Source organism: Lentibacillus kimchii (assembly GCF_042666895.1).
Classification (GTDB): domain Bacteria; phylum Bacillota; class Bacilli; order Bacillales; family Amphibacillaceae; genus Lentibacillus; species Lentibacillus kimchii.
The window spans coordinates 141,943-163,758 of the sequence record NZ_JBHTGR010000006.1 but is presented as its reverse complement, the minus strand read 5'-3'; the positions used below and the strand labels follow the sequence as shown (position 1 = coordinate 163,758).

Annotated in this window: 21 protein-coding genes, 1 tRNA gene and 1 rRNA gene; 1 reads left to right on the top strand and 22 read right to left on the bottom strand. The window is 46.1% G+C overall.

Annotated elements, in window-relative coordinates; all coding sequences use genetic code 11:
• The 14 genes from ACFQU8_RS05035 to spoIIE form a co-directional block, all read right to left on the bottom strand.
• Window positions 1–200: ribosomal RNA gene (locus tag ACFQU8_RS05035) — 16S ribosomal RNA — on the bottom strand; the annotation flags it as partial.
• A gap of 604 nt (window positions 201–804) precedes the next feature.
• Window positions 805–2,286 carry a lysine--tRNA ligase gene (lysS, locus tag ACFQU8_RS05030; protein WP_382358104.1) on the bottom strand — a complete coding sequence of 494 codons (1,482 nt, stop codon included), beginning with the start codon at window positions 2,284–2,286 and terminating at the stop codon, window positions 805–807.
• A gap of 153 nt (window positions 2,287–2,439) precedes the next feature.
• Window positions 2,440–2,952, bottom strand: coding sequence for a 2-amino-4-hydroxy-6-hydroxymethyldihydropteridine diphosphokinase (folK, locus tag ACFQU8_RS05025; protein ID WP_382358102.1), 513 nt, complete (start codon window positions 2,950–2,952; stop codon window positions 2,440–2,442).
• Window positions 2,949–3,314, bottom strand: a complete 366-nt coding sequence (gene folB, locus ACFQU8_RS05020; RefSeq protein ID WP_382358101.1) for a dihydroneopterin aldolase — start codon at window positions 3,312–3,314, stop codon at window positions 2,949–2,951. Before folB ends, folK begins: the two co-directional genes overlap by 4 nt.
• Window positions 3,307–4,140: a dihydropteroate synthase gene (folP, locus tag ACFQU8_RS05015; RefSeq protein ID WP_382358100.1), complete on the bottom strand. Its 834-nt coding sequence runs from the start codon at window positions 4,138–4,140 to the stop codon at window positions 3,307–3,309. Before folP ends, folB begins: the two co-directional genes overlap by 8 nt.
• Before the next feature lie 101 nt (window positions 4,141–4,241).
• A complete protein-coding gene (gene cysK / locus ACFQU8_RS05010) occupies window positions 4,242–5,168 on the bottom strand; it encodes a cysteine synthase A (RefSeq protein WP_382358099.1) in 927 nt (308 codons plus the stop codon).
• Between the two features lie 123 nt (window positions 5,169–5,291).
• On the bottom strand, window positions 5,292–6,170 hold the full coding sequence (gene hslO, locus ACFQU8_RS05005; RefSeq protein WP_382358098.1) for an Hsp33 family molecular chaperone HslO: 879 nt from the start codon (window positions 6,168–6,170) through the stop codon (window positions 5,292–5,294).
• 2 nt (window positions 6,171–6,172) lie between these two features.
• Window positions 6,173–6,970: a type III pantothenate kinase gene (locus ACFQU8_RS05000; protein WP_382358097.1), complete on the bottom strand. Its 798-nt coding sequence runs from the start codon at window positions 6,968–6,970 to the stop codon at window positions 6,173–6,175.
• A gap of 141 nt (window positions 6,971–7,111) precedes the next feature.
• Complete coding sequence (ftsH, locus tag ACFQU8_RS04995; RefSeq protein WP_382358096.1) at window positions 7,112–9,148, bottom strand: ATP-dependent zinc metalloprotease FtsH; 2,037 nt, start codon at window positions 9,146–9,148, stop codon at window positions 7,112–7,114.
• 120 nt (window positions 9,149–9,268) lie between these two features.
• The gene (gene hpt / locus ACFQU8_RS04990) at window positions 9,269–9,817 is read right to left on the bottom strand and encodes a hypoxanthine phosphoribosyltransferase (protein ID WP_382358095.1); all 549 of its coding nucleotides are present in this window, start codon (window positions 9,815–9,817) and stop codon (window positions 9,269–9,271) included.
• A gap of 15 nt (window positions 9,818–9,832) precedes the next feature.
• Complete coding sequence (tilS, locus tag ACFQU8_RS04985; RefSeq protein WP_382358094.1) at window positions 9,833–11,221, bottom strand: tRNA lysidine(34) synthetase TilS; 1,389 nt, start codon at window positions 11,219–11,221, stop codon at window positions 9,833–9,835.
• Between the two features lie 78 nt (window positions 11,222–11,299).
• Window positions 11,300–12,232, bottom strand: a complete 933-nt coding sequence (locus ACFQU8_RS04980; protein WP_382358093.1) for a protein kinase domain-containing protein — start codon at window positions 12,230–12,232, stop codon at window positions 11,300–11,302.
• Complete coding sequence (locus ACFQU8_RS04975; RefSeq protein ID WP_382358092.1) at window positions 12,201–12,941, bottom strand: VWA domain-containing protein; 741 nt, start codon at window positions 12,939–12,941, stop codon at window positions 12,201–12,203. The genes ACFQU8_RS04980 and ACFQU8_RS04975 overlap by 32 nt, the downstream gene beginning before the upstream one ends.
• Window positions 12,942–13,076: 135 nt before the next feature.
• A complete protein-coding gene (gene spoIIE / locus ACFQU8_RS04970; RefSeq protein WP_382358091.1) occupies window positions 13,077–15,530 on the bottom strand; it encodes a stage II sporulation protein E in 2,454 nt (817 codons plus the stop codon).
• Between the two features lie 240 nt (window positions 15,531–15,770).
• On the opposite strand from spoIIE, the gene ACFQU8_RS04965 reads away from it, so the two are divergent.
• Window positions 15,771–15,844: transfer RNA gene (locus ACFQU8_RS04965), tRNA-Met, on the top strand.
• Window positions 15,845–15,932: 88 nt separating this feature from the next.
• On the opposite strand, the gene ACFQU8_RS04960 is transcribed toward ACFQU8_RS04965, so the two are convergent.
• From ACFQU8_RS04960 to spoVT, 8 genes are all read right to left on the bottom strand, one after another.
• Window positions 15,933–16,313 carry a S1 domain-containing RNA-binding protein gene (locus tag ACFQU8_RS04960; RefSeq protein ID WP_382358090.1) on the bottom strand — a complete coding sequence of 127 codons (381 nt, stop codon included), beginning with the start codon at window positions 16,311–16,313 and terminating at the stop codon, window positions 15,933–15,935.
• A gap of 73 nt (window positions 16,314–16,386) precedes the next feature.
• On the bottom strand, window positions 16,387–16,767 hold the full coding sequence (locus ACFQU8_RS04955) for an FtsB family cell division protein (RefSeq protein ID WP_382358089.1): 381 nt from the start codon (window positions 16,765–16,767) through the stop codon (window positions 16,387–16,389).
• Between the two features lie 4 nt (window positions 16,768–16,771).
• A complete protein-coding gene (yabQ, locus tag ACFQU8_RS04950) occupies window positions 16,772–17,371 on the bottom strand; it encodes a spore cortex biosynthesis protein YabQ (RefSeq protein ID WP_382358088.1) in 600 nt (199 codons plus the stop codon).
• On the bottom strand, window positions 17,368–17,679 hold the full coding sequence (gene yabP, locus ACFQU8_RS04945) for a sporulation protein YabP (protein WP_382358087.1): 312 nt from the start codon (window positions 17,677–17,679) through the stop codon (window positions 17,368–17,370). Before yabP ends, yabQ begins: the two co-directional genes overlap by 4 nt.
• 54 nt (window positions 17,680–17,733) lie before the next feature.
• Window positions 17,734–17,991: an RNA-binding S4 domain-containing protein gene (locus ACFQU8_RS04940; RefSeq protein WP_382358086.1), complete on the bottom strand. Its 258-nt coding sequence runs from the start codon at window positions 17,989–17,991 to the stop codon at window positions 17,734–17,736.
• A 5-nt stretch (window positions 17,992–17,996) separates the two neighbouring features.
• A complete protein-coding gene (locus ACFQU8_RS04935) occupies window positions 17,997–19,448 on the bottom strand; it encodes a bifunctional methyltransferase/pyrophosphohydrolase YabN (RefSeq protein ID WP_382358085.1) in 1,452 nt (483 codons plus the stop codon).
• Window positions 19,448–21,079, bottom strand: coding sequence for a putative polysaccharide biosynthesis protein (locus ACFQU8_RS04930; RefSeq protein WP_382358084.1), 1,632 nt, complete (start codon window positions 21,077–21,079; stop codon window positions 19,448–19,450). Before ACFQU8_RS04930 ends, ACFQU8_RS04935 begins: the two co-directional genes overlap by 1 nt.
• A 111-nt stretch (window positions 21,080–21,190) precedes the next feature.
• Window positions 21,191–21,724 (bottom strand): stage V sporulation protein T, encoded by a 534-nt coding sequence (gene spoVT, locus ACFQU8_RS04925; protein ID WP_382358083.1) that lies wholly within the window; start codon window positions 21,722–21,724, stop codon window positions 21,191–21,193.
• Window positions 21,725–21,816 lie beyond the last annotated feature (92 nt).

The window sequence follows — 21,816 nt, the reverse complement described above, 5'->3', positions numbered from 1 at the left end:
AGGTGTTATCCGGTTTTAGCTCGCGTTTCCACGAGTTATCCCGGTCTTACAGGCAGGTTGCCCACGTGATACTCACCCGTCCGCCGCTCGTTCCACAGGCATCATCCCCGAAGGGGATCTGCTTGCTTCCCGCGCTCGACTTGCATGTATTAGGCACGCCGCCAGCGTTCGTCCTGAGCCAAGATCAAACTCTCCAATAAATAAGAGAGATGCAAACGACTGACACCGATCAATCGTTTTATCTCAGCGTTCATAATGTCTCAAAAAGCTTCATCCAATCATATGAATACATATGACCGGGAGCCTCTTACCTGACATCTGTTTCAGGCTGGTTGTTTTGTTCAGTTTTCAAGGAGCAAATCGGATGCCGCCTCTCAAAAGCGACTTAATTAATATAACATCTTTCAACAATGTAGTCAACAATGATTTTTTGTTTTTTTATTGCTGATCACGTCTCTTAACGCGACATTTGTTAATTTACCACGAATTTCAGCCTGAATCAATAGGTTTAAACAAAAAAGTTATTATTTTTTATTGATAAACCCTTATTTAACGATAGACAGTCTGTACGTGCTTATGAAGGGTCAGATAAACAGTCTATAGCAAAAGCTGTATGACGTGCAACTGTGTTGTTGTATCCAGCAATCTCTGCTTAACACATCATTTACTGTATAACTTTCAGCCGACTGTGCGTCTGCACAATTGCTGCAAACCAGATGGCCTAAGAGGCTGAATACCCCGATCAAAACCTTAAGTCAGCCCTGACCGGGGCTATCTCCCCTATGGACAGCGTGCAGTACGCCATTATTTACTGCGCATCAACGGAAACAGCAATACATCCCGAATAGACGGGGAATTGGTTAAAAGCATCACTAAGCGATCAATTCCAATCCCTAATCCACCTGTTGGAGGCATTCCATATTCCAGTGCCTCCAGGAAGTCTTCATCCATTAAGTGAGCCTCATCATTGCCTTCCGCTCGTTCTTTCACTTGTGCTTCAAAACGTTCACGCTGGTCAATCGGATCATTTAATTCGCTGAATGCATTCGCGTGCTCCCGGCCAACGATAAACAATTCGAAGCGGTCCGTGAACCTCGCATCTGTTTCATTCCGTTTTGCAAGCGGGGATATTGCTACGGGGTGGCCGTAAATAAACGTCGGCTGCACCAGCGATTCCTCTACTTTTTGTTCAAAGAATTCATTAAGAACATGACCATATGTCATCGTGTCCTCAATTTCAATACCATTCTCCCGGGCCAATTCCCGCGCTTCTTCGTCACTCATATCCGGCCAGAAGTCAACACCCGTGTACGCCTTAACAGCATCAACGATATGCAGTCGCTGCCATTCCGGTTCCAACTCAATAGTGTCTTCTCCATACTGAATCCGTGTACTTCCAAGAACGTCTTGGGCAATATGAGACAGAAGATTTTCTGTCAGTGTCATAATATCGGTGAAGTCACTGTACGCTTCATACAGCTCCATCATCGTAAATTCCGGATTGTGCCGGGTCGATACCCCTTCATTACGAAATACACGCCCAATTTCATACACCTTTTCCATACCGCCAACGATCAGTCGTTTCAAATGTAATTCGATGGCGATTCGCATATACAGCGGCATTTCCAGGGCATTATGGTATGTCTTAAATGGTCGGGCGGATGCCCCTCCTGGAATACCATGCATCATCGGTGTTTCCACTTCAAGAAAGTCTCGTTCATCCAGATAACGGCGCATTGAGCGTATAATCTTACTGCGCAGGATAAATGTTTCTTTACTGGACGGGTTGGTAATTAAATCAAGATAACGCTGACGGTAACGCTGCTCAACATCCTTCAGCCCGTGATACTTTTCCGGAAGAGGTCTTAACGATTTGCTGAGCAGTGTAAATTCTGATGCTTTCACAGACAGTTCGCCAACTTTTGTTTTAAACATTACACCGGTAACACCGACAATATCACCCATGTCAGCAGACTGGAAAATCTCATAAGCGTCTTCACCAATCATATCTTTCCGGACATAGATCTGAATTTGGCCGCTTAAGTCCTGTACGTGGGCAAAGCCTGCTTTTCCCTTGCCGCGTTTTGTCATAATACGTCCGGCAATTGTTACTGTGTCGTCTTTTTCTTCCAATTCTTCTTTTGAAAATTGATCATACTGGCTGATCAGATCCGCGGCAAAATGGGTCCGTTCAAATCTGCCGCCGAACGGGGACACATTTTTCTCCTGATAAAAGGCCAATTTCTCACGCCGAGCGCGCATATGATCATTTAATTCTTCTGTCACCATTATCACTCCAATTCATCCGGAATAATTTCTTATCGATTAACATTTCAAAAGCCAAAACAGCTGGACGGAAAAATGCCTCAGGGGAAAAACAGCCGGTAACCGCGCCGCGCAAGTCTCTAGTCGTCCAGTTTCCAATTAACGGTGATGCTTTTAGTCATCTGCCGGATTGCTGCCGGGCCAAAAGACAACGCCGTCTGTTTCGCTTCCGGATAATTCATGCCTATAATCCAATATAGTTTTTCCAGTCGCCGGCACCATTAAATCAGGTGCAATTTCGCACAGCGGCACCAGCACAAAAGCCCGTTCAAGCATGCGCGGATGCGGAAGGGTCAGTCGTTCTGTTTCTCTATTCTCCTGATTATGCATTAAAATGTCAAGATCCACTGTACGCGGCCCAAAGCGGACCGTCCGTTTCCTTCCGAGCTCTTGTTCAATCGTCTGGCAGAGATCCAAAAGTTCAAGGGCAGAAAGAGACGAAGCTACTTCAATAACCATATTTAAAAAGTCTGCCTGTTTGGTATAACCAACGGGCACAGTCTCATAAACAGATGATTGTTTAACAACGGTTAGAGATGGGCAATTATTCAAAGTACTGACAGCTTGCTGCAAGTAGGTTTCCCGGGGTTCGATATTTGATCCTAAGGCTATGTAGCTGTTATTCATATGTCACGCTCCCGGAAAATTTCTACGCCAACAGACTGGTAATGGCCGGGTATAGGCGGGTCTGGTTTGGTGACTTTTAATTGACAGGCCTGAAGCTTGTCAAAAGCTCGAAATAATTCGTCAGAAATAGCCTCAGCAACAGTTTCAACTAAATTCTTCGGTTTCCCTTCTACAACTGTTTTCACCGCTTCAAATACCTTGCCATAGTCAATCGAATCCCGCATATCATCTGTGCGGCTCGAAGTGTGTAAATCAAGCATCAATTCGGCATCGACATAAAAGCGCTGCCCGAGCCTGGTCTCTTCAGCATACACACCATGATAACCGTAAAACATCATTTGCTTAAGTATAATTTTATCCAAGACTGGTCACTCCTTGCTTGCCAAGAATGGCATCTGTCACCCGGGCCAGTTCAGCATGTAATTTCACATTATGGACACGAACGATCTGCACACCCTTGGTGATCCCGAGACAAGTCGTTGCTCCGGTGCCATTATCGCGCTCATCAGGCGGCAAATCCAGAATTTTACCGATAAATGACTTGCGCGATGTGCCAAGCAGGACCGGATACCCAAGCTCCGTGAACGCATCCAGATGATTCATCACGGTTACGTTATCCGCAGACGTCTTCGCGAATCCGATGCCGGGATCAAGCACAATCTGCTCGGGAGATACGCCGGATTCAAGAGCAATAGCTATACTTTCCTGCAAGTCCGTCTTCATATCCGAAATAAGTGACGTATAGTTTTGATTTGTCCGATTATGCATCAGGATAATCGGGACATGATGCTCAGCCGCAACCCGGGCAATAGCAGGTTCCTGTTTTGCCCCCCAGATGTCATTAATCATATCAGCGCCTGAGGCAATCGCCTGGCGCGCCGTCTCGGCTTTATACGTATCAACGGAAATCGGAACATGGACATGCTGCTTAACAGCCTCAATAACTGGCAAGATGCGTTCGAGTTCTTCATTCTCTGAAACTGGCTCGTGAGACGGACGCGTTGATTCACCGCCGATATCGATCATATCGGCTCCCTCACGCTCCATTAAGACAGCCTGGGTAACAGCGTGATCGACCGTTGAATAATGACCTCCGTCGGAAAAGGAGTCAGGCGTCACATTCAAAATACCCATAATATGTGTCCGATCGGCTAAGTTCAGGGTTTTAGGACCAGTCGTTAAGTTCATAGCGTGCCTTCTTTCTGACGTTTACTCTAATCCTATCACAGCATGAAAAAAAGGACTAGCATCAGATAACCTGATGCCAATCCTTCAGCCTGACAGACCCTTTAATCATCATACTGAAAAAGTGGCGTTGACAAGTAGCGTTCCCCATTATCAGGTATAATCGCCAGCACTTTTTTGTCCCGTCCCAACGATTGCGCAACTTTTTGGGCTGCCGCTATAGCTGCTCCAGAAGATATGCCGCCCAGAATGCCTTCTTGTCGGGCTACCTCACGAGACGTTTGAAAGGATTCATCATTGGAAATACGAATGACATCATCATATACGCTGGTATCGAGAACATCCGGCACGAACCCTGCACCAAGCCCCTGAATCTTATGCGGCGCGGGTGATTCACCAGATAGGACAGCTGAGTCTTCAGGTTCAACAGCATAAAGCTTAATGCCGTCATAGTGGCGTTTAAGCACCCGTCCAGCACCAGTTATTGTCCCGCCGGTACCAACTCCGGAAATAAAGGCATCCAAACCTTCATCCATCTGCCGGACAATTTCTTCACCAGTTGTGCGTTCGTGCACCTCTGCATTAGCCTCGTTACTGAATTGCTGCGGCATGAAATAGCCATATTCCTGCTGAAGTTCTTCAGCTTTATTGATAGCGCCCGTCATGGCATCGGCACCTGGTGTCAGAACAAGCTCAGCACCATAAGCGCGCAACAGGTTACGCCGTTCCTGACTCATTGTATCCGGCATTACCAATATTGTCTTGTAGCCCTTTGCAGCTCCAACCATAGCAAGTCCGATGCCCGTATTACCGCTTGTCGGCTCAACGATGGTGTCCCCTTCGTTCAGCTCACCCTTCTTTTCAGCAGCTTCGATCATGGCAAGTGAAATACGATCTTTCACTGAACTGCCTGGATTCATAAATTCAAGTTTCAAATAAATCTCAGCACTGTTCGCGTCAGTCGATCGATTCAGTTTAACAATCGGTGTTTCACCAATCAGATCAGCTATACTATTCGCTGTCTGCAACATGACCCCTCCTAAATCCTGAGTAAACTCATAGGTTTTATATATAATCTATGCTTCACTCAAAAAAATGTCAAATAACTCACATCACGAATGTATCATTTTCCGAGTAAATCTCGAGCCAGCATATCAGCTGATCGATTCTTTGAGTTCCTCCAGATCCTGCTCTGAAAACTGATAGACCTCGTTACAAAAATGACAGGTAGCTTCCGCGCCATGATCCTCATCAATCATACTTTGAATTTCCTCCTGTCCCAGTCCGGTGATCGCCCGTTCAACACGTTCTTTCGAGCACCCGCACTGGAAACGGACTGGTAAACGGCTGTGAATTGTTACGTCATCATCTCCAAAAAGTTCCTCCAGTATCTGTTCAGGCGAATAGCCTTTTCGGATCAGTGTCGAAACAGCCGGAAAGGACTGAATCTTCTGCTCCAGATGCTTAATGACCTCATCTTCAGCATCAGGCATGATCTGCACAATAAAACCACCGGACGCCTGTATGCTCAAATCCGGGTTGACCAGGACACCGGCGCCGACCGCTGAGGGCACTTGTTCTGAATTGGCAAAGTAGTACGTGAAATCGTCGCCAATCTCACCTGAAACAATTGGTACCTGACCTGTGAAATGTTCTTTCATTCCTAAATCTTTGACAATGCTCAAGGTTCCTTCTGTACCAACGGCCTGTGCCACATCCAGCTTGCCCTGTTCATTCAGATCAAAATCAACATGCGGATTGGTGAGATAGCCGCGCACATCACCTGTCGCGTCACTATCCGCAACAATGGTGCCAATTGGGCCGCCTCCTTCTACTTTAGCAGTAATTGTATCATCGCCTTTCAGCATAGCGCCCATCATAGCACTGACTGTCATCGTCCGCCCCATAGCAGCTGAAGCTGTTGCCCACGTATCCTGACGCCGCCTTGCCTCGTCCACTGTATCGGTTGAGTTAATGGCATACGCACGAACTTTTCCGTTATAGACCGTTGCCTTTACTAAATAGTCTTTCATCGTCAGTCTCCTTTAAACGAAGCATTATTTTGTTCCATATTTTTGTTATAAATCAGATATAAACCTTTTAACGTCAAATACTTATCCGCATAGTCAATCGAGTCAGATGCATCAGCAATCAGCGATGCCAATCCCCCGGTGGCAATGACAGTTGGTTCCCTCTCAGTTTCCTGCTTCATACGACTGACAATGCCGTCAACCTGACCAACAAAGCCATAAAAAACGCCAGACTGCATCGCCTCCACCGTGGACCGGCCGATTGCATGGTCAGGCGGCTGGATTTCAATCTTAGGAAGCTTTGAAGCCTGCTTATTAAGAGCTTCCACCGAGATTAAAATACCAGGAGCAATCAAGCCGCCATGATAAGCTGCATCGTCATTGATATAACAGTAGGTCGTTGCTGTTCCAAAATCAATGATAATCAGCGGCGTTTCGTATTCCTCAATTGCACCAACAGCATTCACAATCCGGTCAGCGCCAATTTCCTCAGGGTAAGGATAAGACATCTCTAAATACGAGTGAACGGCATCTCTGCCAACCACCATCGGTTCCAGATCAAAATATTTAGAGCACATTTTCTCCAGAGCAAACATAATGGGCGGGACAACAGATGATATTATGACACCTTTTATATCAGAAAATGAGATGCCTGCATCCCACATAAGTGACTTGATTAGAGCGGCAAATTCATCTTCCGTCTTATAACGATCTGTTTTTATGCGCCATTCGTGAATTAATATATCATCCTTAAAAATACCCAGTACTGTGTTTGTATTGCCTGCATCAAGTACAAAAAGCATTCACGACCAAACCTTCCTTATAGATATTTTTGTTTACTATATCACAAAACAGTATGCCCATGAAAAATTGGCCTTTCTGATGTTACTTGAGATGAAAACAGCCCCTCAATTGTTTGAGAGGCTGTATCGTCTATTAGGCATTTATTCGTCTTTACGCTGATTATCGTCATCCGGATTTGCTTCAGTCGACGAATCGCCGTCGTCTGTTTCATCGCTGCGTTCCTGCTCCCGCTTTTCGTTCTCTTCTTCCTTCGCTTCTTCATAGGATTGGAATTCCGGTTCGCCATCATCATCATCTTGAGACTGAATGTTAACCTTAACATCTGCCGATGATTTATCATCTTCTTCTGGCTCCGGCAGCTCACCATCTTCAAAGAGAGATGTGATCTGCTGCTTATCAATGGTTTCGATGTCTTTCAATGTCTGAGCAAACAATTCCAGTTTATCCTTATGTTCGGTAAGGATTGACTTAGCTTGTTCATAGCAGGAATTAATAAAGTTTTGGATCTCTTTATCAATTTCATAAGCGATTGAATCACTGTATCCTGAATCTTCCTGCATATCCCGGCCAAGGAAAGGTCCGCCGCCGCCGCTCTTAAACTGCAGCGGGCCGATTTTGTCGCTCATGCCATATTCTGTGATCATCTTGCGTGCAATATCAGTGGCACGCTCAAAGTCATTAGAAGCACCTGTACTTACTTCACCAAAAATAACTTCCTCAGCAACACGGCCACCCAGCAGCCCTGTAATTTTATCGAACAGCTCAGGCTTGGTCATAAAGCTGCGGTCCTCCCGCGGGAGCATAACCGAATAGCCGCCTGCCTGACCGCGTGGCACTATCGTTACCTTATGAACATCGTCAGCACCGTCCAGCACCAGACCGATGATCGCATGACCGCTCTCGTGATAGGCAACAATATTGCGTTCTTTTTCTGAGATGACCTTACTCCGTTTAGCCGGTCCGGCAATGACCCGGTCAACCGCTTCATCAACATCATCTTTGTTAAGTTTGTCTCTGTCAGAACGCACTGCCACCAGTGCTGCCTCATTCAGCAGATTCTCCAGGTCGGCACCTGTGAATCCTGGTGTACGTCTGGCAATTGTGTCAATATCAACGGTATCGTCCATTGGTTTATCCTTGGCATGAACTTCAAGTACCTCCGCACGTCCTTTCACATCAGGACGGTGAACCGTAATCTGACGATCAAAACGTCCAGGACGCAAGAGAGCCGGGTCAAGAATATCCGGACGGTTGGTTGCGGCAATAATGATAATGCCTTCATTGACGCCGAAACCATCCATTTCAACCAGAAGCTGGTTCAACGTCTGCTCACGTTCATCGTGGCCGCCGCCAACACCGGCACCACGCTGCCTGCCAACCGCATCAATCTCATCAATGAAGATGATACAAGGTGAGTTTTTCTTGGCATTTTCAAACAAATCACGTACACGCGAAGCACCAACACCAACAAACATTTCCACGAAATCTGACCCGCTGATCGAGAAGAATGGTGTTCCGGCTTCTCCCGCAACAGCACGTGCAAGCAATGTCTTACCTGTCCCTGGAGGGCCTACCAGAAGCACCCCTTTTGGAATGCGTGCACCAACAGAGGAGAATCTTTGAGGATCCTTCAGAAAGTCAACAACTTCAACAAGTTCCTGCTTTTCTTCATCTGCCCCAGCAACATCTTTAAACCGCACTTTTTTATGTTCATCACTGGCCATTTTCGCTTTATTCTTGCCAAAATTCATGACGCCGCGGCCGCCACCACCGCCGCCTTGTGATTGACTCAGAATAAAGAAGAAAAACAGTCCTATTATCAGAAATGGAATAATCGTTGTCAGAAATGTAACCCAGCCGCTTGGTTGTTCTTCCTCAGCAACATTAAGTTCACTTTGACCTTTTGCCTTGCTCGTAATTTGCGTAACAATATCTGTTGTATCAGGAACCTGTGCGACAAATTCCTTACCGCCGGACAACTCACCGGTGATACGCATAATGCCATTAGAAGGCTGCATCGTCATTTCACTGATTTCACCACTGTCCAGCTGATTTACAAAGGCCTGGTAATCATATTCTTTTTTCTCATCGCCTTGTCCTTGAAAAACGCCTATTACACCGATAACAACTAAAAATATCAGTAAATAAAATATGACATTTCGAAATATACGATTCATTCCTTACCTCCTCCCAAGCGGGGAAAACTATAGATCATAGTACCATATTAAAAACAGCCTACACAACTAATTGTATTTACCTCATCTGCCGGCTGAATCCAGCTTGTTTAAGACGTTTACTCACGCTTTGTCACCGCCGTAAATTTCCGGTTTCAGAACCCCGATATACGGCAGATTCCGGTAACTCTCCTGATAATCAAGTCCGTAGCCAACGACAAATTCATTCGGTACTTCAAACCCCATCATATCGGCTTTAATGTGTGACGTTCTGCCCGTTGGTTTATCAAGCATCGTAACAATTTTAATGGAGTTTGCCTGGCGATATTTAAATAAATCCACCAAATATTTTAAGGTCAGGCCGCTGTCGATGATATCCTCAACGATCAAGAGATCACGGCCTTCAACTTTCGTATCCAGATCCTTAACAATCTTAACTTCCCCTGAAGAGCGCATGCCGTTGCCATAACTGGATACGTCCATGAAGTCCATCTCCAAGTGCGTATGGATGTGACGCAAAACATCTGACATAAAAGGCAGCGCACCCTTCAGGACGCCGACAGCCAGCGGGAAGCGCCCATCATATTCCTTTGTCAGCTGACTTCCAAGTTCTTTACATTTAGCGGCAATGTCCGCTTCAGTTATTAATACGCGTTCTATATCGTTGTGCATGCTGCTCCTCCTATGTTATGTACCCCGTTTTGTATAACTGATCTGGATGCAGGATCCCTTTTCGGCCTGTATTGGCGGAAGCCCCTTTTTTAAACCAGGAAGCCATAATACGTTATCATTATTATCAGTGATAACCGGCCACATATCCCTCTCATTTACTGGAATTTTAGCATCAATAAAAATATCTTTCAGCTTTTTGCTTCCATTTAGCCCTGACCAGCGCATACGGTCACCTGAACGGCGCGTCCGTATATGCAACGGCCATGCAACTCCTTGTTCAGGGCACAGATAAACCATATGCCCGTCCGCAACCGTCTGAGCGGTTATAACGGCGGAAAAGCGCGTCCCGCCTGGAATCTCCGTCTCGCCGGGAATGTTCATCACTTTATGGTACGGCTGTGCTGGCGTGTTCTGGAAGTAAAACGTTATGGACGCATAAGATCTAACAAGCTTTAATGATTGCGGAAAGTCAAGCCTGCTGTGACCATGATCATCCATAAGCATCGCAAAAAACTGTTCCTCATGACTATAGGAAATACTATCCTTATTATCCTTATACAGATAATCCAATATTAGATGAAGAGCCCGCCTTTGTAAAGGACGGGAGTACGATTTAAATATATAAATATTGAAACGTGCACACAAACCCGGTCCATCGAAGTTTACGACGTTATGAACCATTTTTCTGGCTTCCTGCTGCAGAAAAAGGTCGTCTTCCTGCAGTGATGCGCTCATATGCCGGATTGTCCGGTGCCAACTATGGTTTTTTGCTTTCAGTAAGGGAAGAATATTATGACGGTAATCATTACGTGTATACGTATCCTTCGCATTGGATGGATCACGTCTCGGTCTCAGAGCATGCTGCCTGCAATAATGTTCAATCTGATCCTTCGTAACGCCTAACAAAGGCCGAATGATTTTACCGGATGCAAATGCACGCTCCAGCGGAATCCCCGCGAGCGACTTAACACTAGCCGAGTGTATAAGCCCCATGAGCATCGTTTCCAGTTGATCGTCAGCATGATGGCCAAACGCCAGATAATCTGCCTGATACAGATTCATCTGTTCAGCAAAAAATTGATAGCGCATATCTCTGGCGGCTTTCTGTGTCCCGATCTGTTTTTCGGCCTGATAGGCTCCTACATCCAGAGACGTCCCGACAAACGCAATACCCCATTCCTGACACGTCTGTCTGACAAAGTTAAGGTCATCGAGTGATTCCTGCCCGCGCAGGCCATGATCAATGGAGACAACAATCAGACGCAAATCCCATATCGTTTGCATGTTATAAAAAAAGTGCAAAAGAGCCATAGAATCCGGTCCGCCCGAAACGGCAAGCAAGACCGTTGTGTGACTGCGGACCATTTGGTGATGCCTTATGAACGCACGAACTGTATTATCCATACGCAGTTCCTTTCCTGATCAGAAAATAGCCTTTTAGTACGTCTATATTTTATCACAATTGCTGAATATGACAAAATGTCACATTACAAACAATGAGGAAACATAGTAAAAAAGCGCTGCCAGAAAGATTCCACTGCCCTCAGCAAATGCCGGGGGTGCTGTTTTGCTGTCATAGGCGTATGCAGAGTGCCTTCTCCGGCTCTGTTTTTGAGTCATAAGTCGTATAACATCACGCCGCATAGCCGCACTTGTCGAGTAGTAGCCGAGAAGCGCCTTTTTAAGCGGCGCTTTGCAGGCGCGAAGCAAGCGGGCATCATTTATTTTTTTCATTAAAGTTGCCTTGGGATTCGTACCTTTTTGAAAGTGATTTGGATACTCGAGCGTTAAAAACACCATGGCCAATGCGAACAAATCATAACTAGGTTCAGCTTTGCGTGAACCCATTCCCCAATAACCGCGATCATAGAATTCCGTATACTCTTTGATCGATCGGCCCATTTTTGTTGTCCCGCCGACATCGATCCAGCGTATTTTTGGCGGCTTTGCAAGCACAAGGAGATTGTCTGTTTTCAAATCCCCGAAGACCCAGCCGGCCTGATGCAGCCGTTCCAGGTCGTCGAGCAGCTGCAGCAGCAAAACACCGATCCATTTAGATCCATGTTTCTTAATAAAATGGCCTAATGGTTCACCCTGCAAGAACTCCATGACATAGAATGCGTATTTTTTTTGCGGCGCTGCCGTCCAGTCGTCAACATCGATTAAAGAAGGCCCAAGACGGGTGCCTTGGACCTTCTCAAGTGACTTTAGGACATTGACTTCCATCATCATGGATGTTGAATTGTCACTGATTTTCAGAGCGGCTTGCCTATCGCCATACACACACAGATAGACTGTGCCAACTGCTCCCTGACCAAGTTTTTTTTGTATCGTATAACGGCGCTGATGCCACTTTCCGGTAATAACGGTGCCAGGTCTGATGCTAGGACTCTGCTTCTTCCACGTCTGCTTCATCGTTGCTCCTCAGCTTTTTTAGCAAACCTTTTTTGCTGAATTGGTGCATGGCTTCCCGTATCGCCGGACCTGTTGGCGTTATGCCGCCGCTTGTCAGTTTAGGAAACACGCTGTTGATGCCATCCAGCCTGGGTGACCAATCAAGAACCTTACCAATGTTTTTGCGCTTTTCCGGAAAATTGTAAATGGCAAAGCGGTTGCGTCCGATCCGGGCATTTAAGCTAACCGATAAATCGGTCAGAGCTTCTTTGACAGTAGGGAGCTTATCATGCATGCTGGCACTCGTATCTGTCAGCACAAGCACCTCCAGATCAGATGTCTCGCCCATATCTTCCACGACTTCCATGATTTCGCCCCGTTTCGCCGGTTCTATTTCATCCAGTGTCTGGTCCGGGCCGAGTATCTGCTCCAGTTCCTGATTGACAACACCCTGCAGGGTCTGAGTCATCGACTGTTTTGTGACAGTTTGGACAGTCTGGGCAAGCGCCTCTTTATAAACAATCTGGCTGATGCCGCTGCCAGATGAGGCAATATCCTCCACTTCCTGCAGTCCTGCAGGCTTTTCTGTCTGATCATCACCAAGAATACCAATAACATTAACGGTTATGCCCTGCTGAGCTGCAAGTGCGGCGGTTACTGACGGATCCTCTCCTCTGTTGGAACAGCCGTCTGTGATTAATAGAATTTGTTTTAACGTCCCTTTTTTCACCTGACATACCTCCCTTTTTATCCACTACCATCATCACCACAATGACTGACGGATATACGTATAAAAAAAGCAGCTCGTATGCACCACGAATCGGAACAATAGCGAACTGCTGTATCATTAGCCAGACAGGGCCATCTAAGTTTCTCCGGCTGCAGCTGGATAAATCGGGATCGATGTCCACTGCGGTGAATTCTTGGTTACTTTCGCCACAACCACCGTCATATCGTCGTTAATAGCTCCCTCACCTGTCCGGACAGCTTCCTCAAGTATTAAATCAGCGATGTCCTGGGGGTCAGCAGTCTCCATAGTCCGGATCCTCTGTTTCAGCCACTCATCCGTACTTTCAGCATGTCTCGGTCCTTCCAGGATACCATCACTCATCATGACTAATATATCCCCCGGCTGCAGCTGTTCACCGACAATTTCCACATCAAATTCCTGAATGATCCCCATAGGCAAATTACTTGCCTCAACATGAATAATCTCATCACCCCGTTTAATAAAACTTTGTGTCGAACCGATCTTCAAAAACTGAACGAATGCATTATGCAGGTTAATCACCGCGAGATCGAGAGTGGCATACATCTCATCTGTTGTGCGCAGGGATAAGATTGAATTAATTGATTTAATCGCCACACTTTCCGGAATCCCTGTCTGTAAAATCTGCTGCAGCAGCCTTAAGGTCTCCTCGCTTTCTTCACTGGCACGATGACCGTTACCCATGCCGTCACTGATCGCCATAGCATATTTGCCTTCTCCAAGTTCAATGGTCCGGTAGCTGTCGCCGGATACAAGACCACCGCCCTTTGCGGCATTGGCAATCCCAGTATCAATCACATATTCCTTTGCTGACCCAAATACCAATTGACAATACCCATTCGGAAACGGTGATACCTCCTCTTGTTTCACAACAATCATTTCATCTAAAATATCAGACAGGACAGGAGCGATCAGCTTTGATCCCTCCCCGCGATAATCATAAAAAGACAGTGTCATTTCAATGTCGACATTTCCTTTTTCCAGCCGGTAAATATCCAGTTTTTCCAGCACAATCCCCATATTTTTTAACGTGCTGATGATCTGCATTTCCTGCGTTTCATGATGTTCACGTTCTTTCATAATTTCATTTGCAAAGTCCTCCATGACCTCTGAGACACCCTGCAATTGATCGGAAACAAACCGCTTGCTTTCCGTCACCTGTTTTTGCAATTGTTTGTTGGCCTCGAATACGGACATTTCTTCCCGCATTGTATTTAATACTTTTTTAGGTTTAACACAGTGATTCTCAAATGCACGAAGCGACTTATGATTTGGTTCATTTCCTTGTTCAATGTCACCCTTCAGATCCTCCATTAACGAATACGTCTTATCGAACTGCTGCTCCCAGCACCGTTCCTTTAAAAAACAGGACTGGCACGTTTTTTCCGTTACCTGACTCAGAAAATAATCAGTCTCACGGCTTCCCGAGTTATCATCGTTTGCTTGTTCCGCTGTCGAAAAGCTTTTCGACAACGCCTCGAATACATTGGAAAATTGCTCAACACGTTTAGCTGTGACATTACGGACTTTCTGCAAATATTGTTCCTGATCCTGGGTATGCTCCTCTGTCCCAGGCACATACCGTGACAGTTTTTTGATCCAGCTTGATGGTGTTAACAGAAACAGGGCAATCGCTATAAGTGTTTCCGTTATAGAAGGCAGGATGCTCGCCGCATCAGCATACAGCACAACCAGAAACGTTCCGACCAGAAGACCGGCACTGACACCGATTTTGTTGCCTTCTTTCAAGAGACCTCCGAGCAAACCGGAAAAAGCAAGCAAACTCATTTGGTAAAGGTTGGCGACATTGGCCAGTGATAAGATCAGGCCAACGACAACACCGACTGTCGATCCGATGGCCGCCCCGCCCACAAATGCCAGAAGCAGGACAAAATACCGGGAAAAAATTTGTTCGATTGATGCCTGATAGACGTCCCAGCCGATTGTTCCGGTCAAAATCGATGCCAGAAGAATAATCAGACAGACAATCTCCTCATTTTTTAAAGTAAGTTTAAAACGCTGTGGTGATAATAACGGGATACTCTGCATAAAGATAAGAACAAGAACCGTTCCTAAAACGCCTTCGACTGTCAAAAGCATCCATTCATAGGATGTCAGCTGTCCCCATACCGAATCAAGAAACAGACGGGGAGCGGCAGTGGCAATAAAAACAAACAGCGGTATTAGAATCTGCTGCTTGTTCACATGTTTAAAAATGCCCGCCAGCAACACAAAGAGGAGCATAGCCAGAGCGATAAAGGCACTGTGAGGCAGGGAAAAGGTAAACGCGCCGGCCAAAATAGCTGCCATCACTTTGGGTGCCTTTTCTCGATGGATAACCCAGACTGCCGCCAAAAATGCAATGGCAAACGGTGATACAACCGACAGAATGACAGCTCGTCCAAGCAAAAAGCCGGCAAGGTAAAACAGCCAGCTCTTTTCAAAGAGTAACTTTTTCATGGATGCAGCGAACTTCATATAACCTTTTTTCCACCAGCCCTGCTGAATGTTAACTCCCTTGGATTCCATTCCCGAGACTGAATTGATCATAGTCTACCACTCCTTCTTGCCATTCATTTAAACACATGCAGCATTCGTTTTTTGTCAAAACATCGGAGCGTATTCCTAAAATCGTTCGACTGGTTTCTTCACTGATAAAAGTTTTCTGCACTTGCCCTGCGTATTCTGTTTAGTGTTGTCGGCTTTTCGACTGCGAGTGGATAACCACATAAATGTTTTCCATTGACACAAAGTGATTGCTGTTGTAAGATGTTTTCTGTGAGTGAATTTGGCGGTGTAGCTCAGCTGGCGAGAGCATACGGTTCATACCCGTAGGGTCGGGGGTTCGAATCCCTCTACCGCCATCAAAACAAAAAGCAGGTGCCACATTTGGAATGTGGCACCTGCTTTTTTAGCATCATTTAACATCAATGGTTCATAGACAGCAAACTGTTAGTCCCGTTTAGCACCTCTGCCTCCGCGTTTAGATTCCGTATGCTTCTTCAATGAGGCTAAACGGTCTTCCGAATCTTTGAGAAACTTGTTCATTTTCGATTCAAACGATTCCGAACGCTGCTGATTCTGCTGACGTGGCGGCCGGTCTTTCGCTTTTTTTATGGAAAGGCCAATCTTCCCATCATCCTGGATATTGAGCACTTTGACCGTAACCTCGTCACCGACGCTCAAAAAGTCGTTAATATCTTTCACATACGTGTCAGCAACCTCACTGATATGCACAAGACCTGTTTTACCTTCCTCAATCTCTACAAAGGCCCCAAAGTGTGTGATCCCGGTTACTTTACCCTGCAGCTTGCTGCCTACTTCGATTGACATAAAAAAAGTGCTCCTCCTTAGAAATTTAACAGATATACTTCTTATATATTATAGCCAGTTGTGTGAAAGTGTGTCAATAATCGGGCTTTTCTCCAGGGATATTGAAAATTAATTCATCTTTTTTAGAGAAGAAATAGTTTGTCCGTGCGATATCCAGGACATAGTCCTCGTTATTAAGCAAATCAATTTCATTCCGAAGACTGTCTTCTTTATCCTCAAGTGCAGCCAATTCACTTTGCAATGCTTCGTGCTGTTCCTTTTTTTCCGTATAAAGCGCTTGCTGATTAACATGATAAACCGCCAGGCTGCCAATAGCTAGGGCCATCAGAAGTGAAAATAGAACCAGCCGGCGTATCAGCCGTTTTTTCTTGCGGGCCTGTCGTTCGACATAAGCATCATACTCCTGCATATAATGTGATTCCAGCCGAGTCACATCTTTCTTCTGGAATGGCACAGGCCTACCTCCTTTTGAACATTATGTGTTGGATCCATTTTTTGCATCTATTCTTTATTGTACTATAAAATCCTGCTAATTTGTGTATCTTTTTTTGTATTGTTTGAGGAAGCATCTGGAATCCCAGTCGCAACAGCCAAGAAACCGGCACCCAAAAGACCTTCAGGATAAAACGAAGCAAATGCCACAGCCATTTGCCCATAAACCCGACGGCTGCAAGCAGCAATTGCACGCTAAACACAATTGGAGTCACGATGACCGCCCTGATAATCCGCGTCAGCATACGATGAATTGCCGCCATAACATAAATGACATACTCCAGCAGCCGTTTATACAGACTAGCCGCAAGAGCTTGGTAGATAGCAAATCCCAGTACCAGGGCTGCAAACACATAGAAACGCAGCTCACCGCTGTTGACCCGGAACAATATGTAATACAGCAGCAGGGTCTGCGTCAGCCAGAAACTGATTTCCATAACATAAACCAGAAAAGCACGTTCCCGCCAGTAGATGGAAAGACGCCGAAATGTCTCCAGCGCCATTCCCAGCCAAAACCCACCAGCTGCCATGGAAATCATGGTCAAAAACTGCACATCAAGTGTCATTTGAATAACTTGCTAAAGAAGCCTTTAGCTTTCTCCTGCTGGTGCTCGTCAACATAGGAAAGCTCGTACACCTTGCCCTTAATCGTAACCAGGCCGTCACTTACATCCAGATTTTTCATATGCAGATTCTGGCCGCGGACAATTAAGTAGCCCATGACAGTCTCCAGTAAAAATTCCTCATTATCAAAACTGTCGACTTCTTTGACGCCGGTTATTTCCAGATCTTTGCGGTTATTCATTTTGACCGTATGGCTGTCTTGTGTCGCATATGTCTGCTGTTTAACAGACTGCTGTTCATAGTCACTCATATGCCTCGCCCTCCAATCACTATTACTGTATGACAGAAGGGACAAGGATAGAACCTAATTCACATGTTCTTCATGGGTCACCCGGTACATCGTTTCGGCTTCATCTTTTTTCGCATCTTCTCTTAAATTTGTCACGTCCAGCGTAACCACTTTCTGGCCAAATTTAATCACCAGTTCATCGCCTTCAGAAAGAACAGTCGACGCCTTTGCCGGCTGTCCGTTTATCGTAATCCGCCCCTGGCCTGCAATTTCTTTAGCCAAGGGTCTGCGTTTAACAAGTCTTGAAACCTTTAAAAATTTATCCAGCCGCAATCCAATCACTCTCTTTCCTTTGCTTGATTCCAGTACAGATCCATTTCTTCCTGTGATGTCTGATTCACCGTTTTCCCCTGCTCATTAAGAGCCTGTTCAATAAAGGTAAAACGCGACATAAATTTCGTGTTTGCCTGCTGGAGGGCTAGTTCCGGGTTGATGCTGTAACCTCGCGCCAGATTGGCAATGACAAATAAAACATCGCCAATCTCCGCCTCGATCTCCGTGTGCGTTTCCTGGCGAATAGCCACCTGCACCTCGTCCAGCTCTTCCTGGAACTTCTCCCATATGCCTTGGATATCATCCCAGCCAAATCCGACTTTGGCAGCCTTCTTCTGTAATTTGAACGCCTTAGCCAGACCAGGAAGACCAGCTGGCACCCCATCTAAAACAGACGTCCGCGTTTCGCCTTTTTCTTCCTGTTTCAGTGCGTCCCATGTCTTAGCAACGTCTGGCTCGGTTTCAGCCGACTGATCAGCAAACACATGCGGATGACGATGAATCATTTTGTCAGTCAGCGAACGTATAACATCATCGGCCGTAAAATAGCCGTTATCGTCACCAATCTGACTATGCAGCATAACCTGCAGCAAGAGATCACCCAGCTCCTCCACTATACCGTCATCATCCTGCTGATCAATCGCCTCCAGTAACTCATAGACTTCCTCGATTGCATACATGCGCAATGACTCATGTGTCTGGGCACGATCCCAGGGACAGCCGCCAGGAGCCCGCAATTGTCTGATCACCTCGCGCATCTGGGCAAATGTATGATGAAGCAAGGCATCCGGTACAGGCGGAATATAAATAGATGTGAGATTATGGACATCCGTGAAGGAACGGTCCAGCTCATCCAGCTGCACATCTGTTATCCTTTCTTCAAAGCTGCCAGCTGAGGCAACAATTTTGACTGGGTAATCGTGCGGCAGATCCTCCAGCAGGGTCAGTTTAACATTGGCTGCGGTCATCTGATCATAGACCTGAGCGAACACAATATGATGACGATAATCCAATTGCCGCCGTTCAAAATGAAGGCCATCAACAAATTGCAAGCCATCGATCGGGTCAATTTTAAGTGAAGCGAATAACGCATCAAGATAACTGTCTCCGCCAATGATGTTCACAGGCACCTCATCCTGATCCAACAGCAGCTGAACGGTCTTCTCCGCCAGCATAGGATGACCCGGAACCGCATAGACAAGCGACTGCTGCGCGGCCGTCATCAGAAGCGTATCAGTCATTTGCTGATAGACGTCCGCAAATTGATCCATTTCCTCATAAATATAATCAAATGACTGGAAACGGATATCCTCTTCCTCGAATTGTCTGACTGCCGGATGATCAGCTGTGCGCACATAAACAGCTGATGTCTGGCTCTTCAGTTTCTTATAAATACCAAGCGGCACCTGGTCTAAATCACCAGCACCAAGTCCAATAATATCGATTGTATAGGCCATTAGGAATTCCTTTCTTTATGGAGTCGAATGAATAACCAGCCAAGCGGCAGCCGCGACAGATCCTGCTCACGGAAAGCCCCGAGACGCAGCAAAAGGCCAGAATAAATCGCCGCCCCCGCAAGCGCCATTGTGATAACGTAAACAGCTGAACCGGCTCTTGAGACAATTGGGCCTGTCAGGTAATGAACTCCCAGAATAAAACCGATCATGCCTGCCAGAGCAAGCAGAAGCGCCAGCCAGTTAACCTGCTGCAGCACCTTTAATTCGGGTAATTTCCGTCTCAGAGAAACGATCATCAATCCCGCGAACATCGTTAAGCTGAGAACAGTAGCCAAAGCGCTTCCGGTGATCCCGAAAAAAGGAACCAAAGCATAATTGGCTGTCCATTTTAGGCAAAAAGCAATGGCAACAAAAGCGGCCGTCCGCTTCATATAGCCTAAGCCCTGCAGAATTGAGGCAGCAGTTATCCCAATCGAGCTGAGAAAAACTGCAAGCGCGAGCAGTCTTAAAGCATCTGTCCCGTTTGTATTCTGAAACAGCAGCCGGTTGGTTTCCGGAAAAATTATGATCAATCCAGCAGTCGCCCCAATCGCTAAATAAAAGCTGATTAAACTGGCACTGCGAATCAACTGATGCATCATGTCAGGTTCTTGTTTTAGCTTATCACCCGATAGAGCGGGAAGCAATGCCAAAGCAAATGACGAACCAAGTACCGTACCAAGCTGGATAAGCGGCTGCCCGCGATCAAAAACACCCTTAGCCTGTCTGGCATCATCGACAGATAGACCGTATGCCTTCAGCCCCGGGACAAGGGTGAAGGTATCTGCTAACTGAATAATCACAAGCACCATCTGATTCAAAGCCGCCGTCGTACCTAAAACGACAAGCGTTGTCACATAATACCGCCAGGGAACGGAGAACCATTCGTCTGTAACCGGGTGGTAATGGATAAGAAACCCAAGCAGAATCATCACAGCAGCGAGAAGGCCAGCACACGAAGCTGCAACAGCCCCTGGACCAATCGTGTAGACAGGCTGCTGCCACAGGTATACCCCTGCCGCTGCAGTGATGATCACACTGAGACGCAGCAGCTGTTCACTGATTTGTGAAATGGCAGTTGCCTGCATCAGCCCGATTCCCTGAAATGTCCCGCGCAATAGAGCCGGTAAAGGAATCAGTAAAAAAATCCACGAAGCCAGCCGATAGGTCTGCACCAGTTCAGGATCACCTGTCATCATAGCGATTTTCGGGGCACTCAAGTACATAATAATCCAAATGCTTCCGGCTATAACTGATAATAACACAAACACCGGAATATAAAACGAACGCCAGGAGAGACTCTGGCCCCGCGATGTGATAACCACAACTATTTTAGAGACAGCAGAGGGAAAACCATATAAAGCAAGCATCATAGCAATACTCAAGAATGGATAGATCTGCTGATAAACGTAAAAACCGGTATCCCCTGTTAAATTCTGCAGCGGGATCCGGTAACCGGCACTCAGCAATTTACCAGCCATGCCGGCCAGCGTTAGCCATACAGCTCCCTTAAGCAATGTCTGCTGCGTCGGTTTGTCCTTTTCCATGTTAAACCCTTTCCGGCTAAGTAATGCCGGTATCCAGTATAGCATAAGCTTAAAAAGACTGACCCGAGAGCAATCATCCAATCATACAAAAAAGTGCCATCGCTAATAAGCCATGACACCTTTTCGTTCTTCGCTGTTCATGTAAGAAACCTCTAATTACTCCATTTGCCGGGCCAGGAAGCTGGCAGCTGTCTGAACTGACTTTTGCTCAACTTCCGTCAGCTCGCCTTCTCTTGCAAACAGCACCACACAGCCAACTGGATCACCGTTCGCAATAATTGGACTGATGCATAACGCAGCCAGATCTTCATCCTCCCCGCTGATCAGCTGAGCTGTAACAGGTTCTGTTTGAAATGACGGCGTACGATCTTCCATAGCCCTTTCCGGTTGTAAACCGATGCCTTTATTTAAATAGTCATTTTTGGAATCGCCGGCTACAGCAATAACTTCATCACGATCACAGATCATTACTGGGTAATTAAGCGATTCAAACAATGCCTCGGCATACTCTTTAGCAAATGTGCTCAATTCATTAATGGGCGAGTATTTCTTTAAAATGACCTCAGATTCACGGTCAACAAATATTTCTAATGGATCACCTTCACGGATACGCAGCGTTCGTCTGATCTCTTTTGGTATAACCACTCTGCCTAAATCATCAATACGGCGTACAATTCCTGTTGCTTTCATCAGTCTGGAGCCTCACTTTCTGCGATGTTTGTGTCTGGTGTATGTATTCAGTAGTTTTCCTTAATGAGAAAAAAACACCAGTTGTGGGTTTA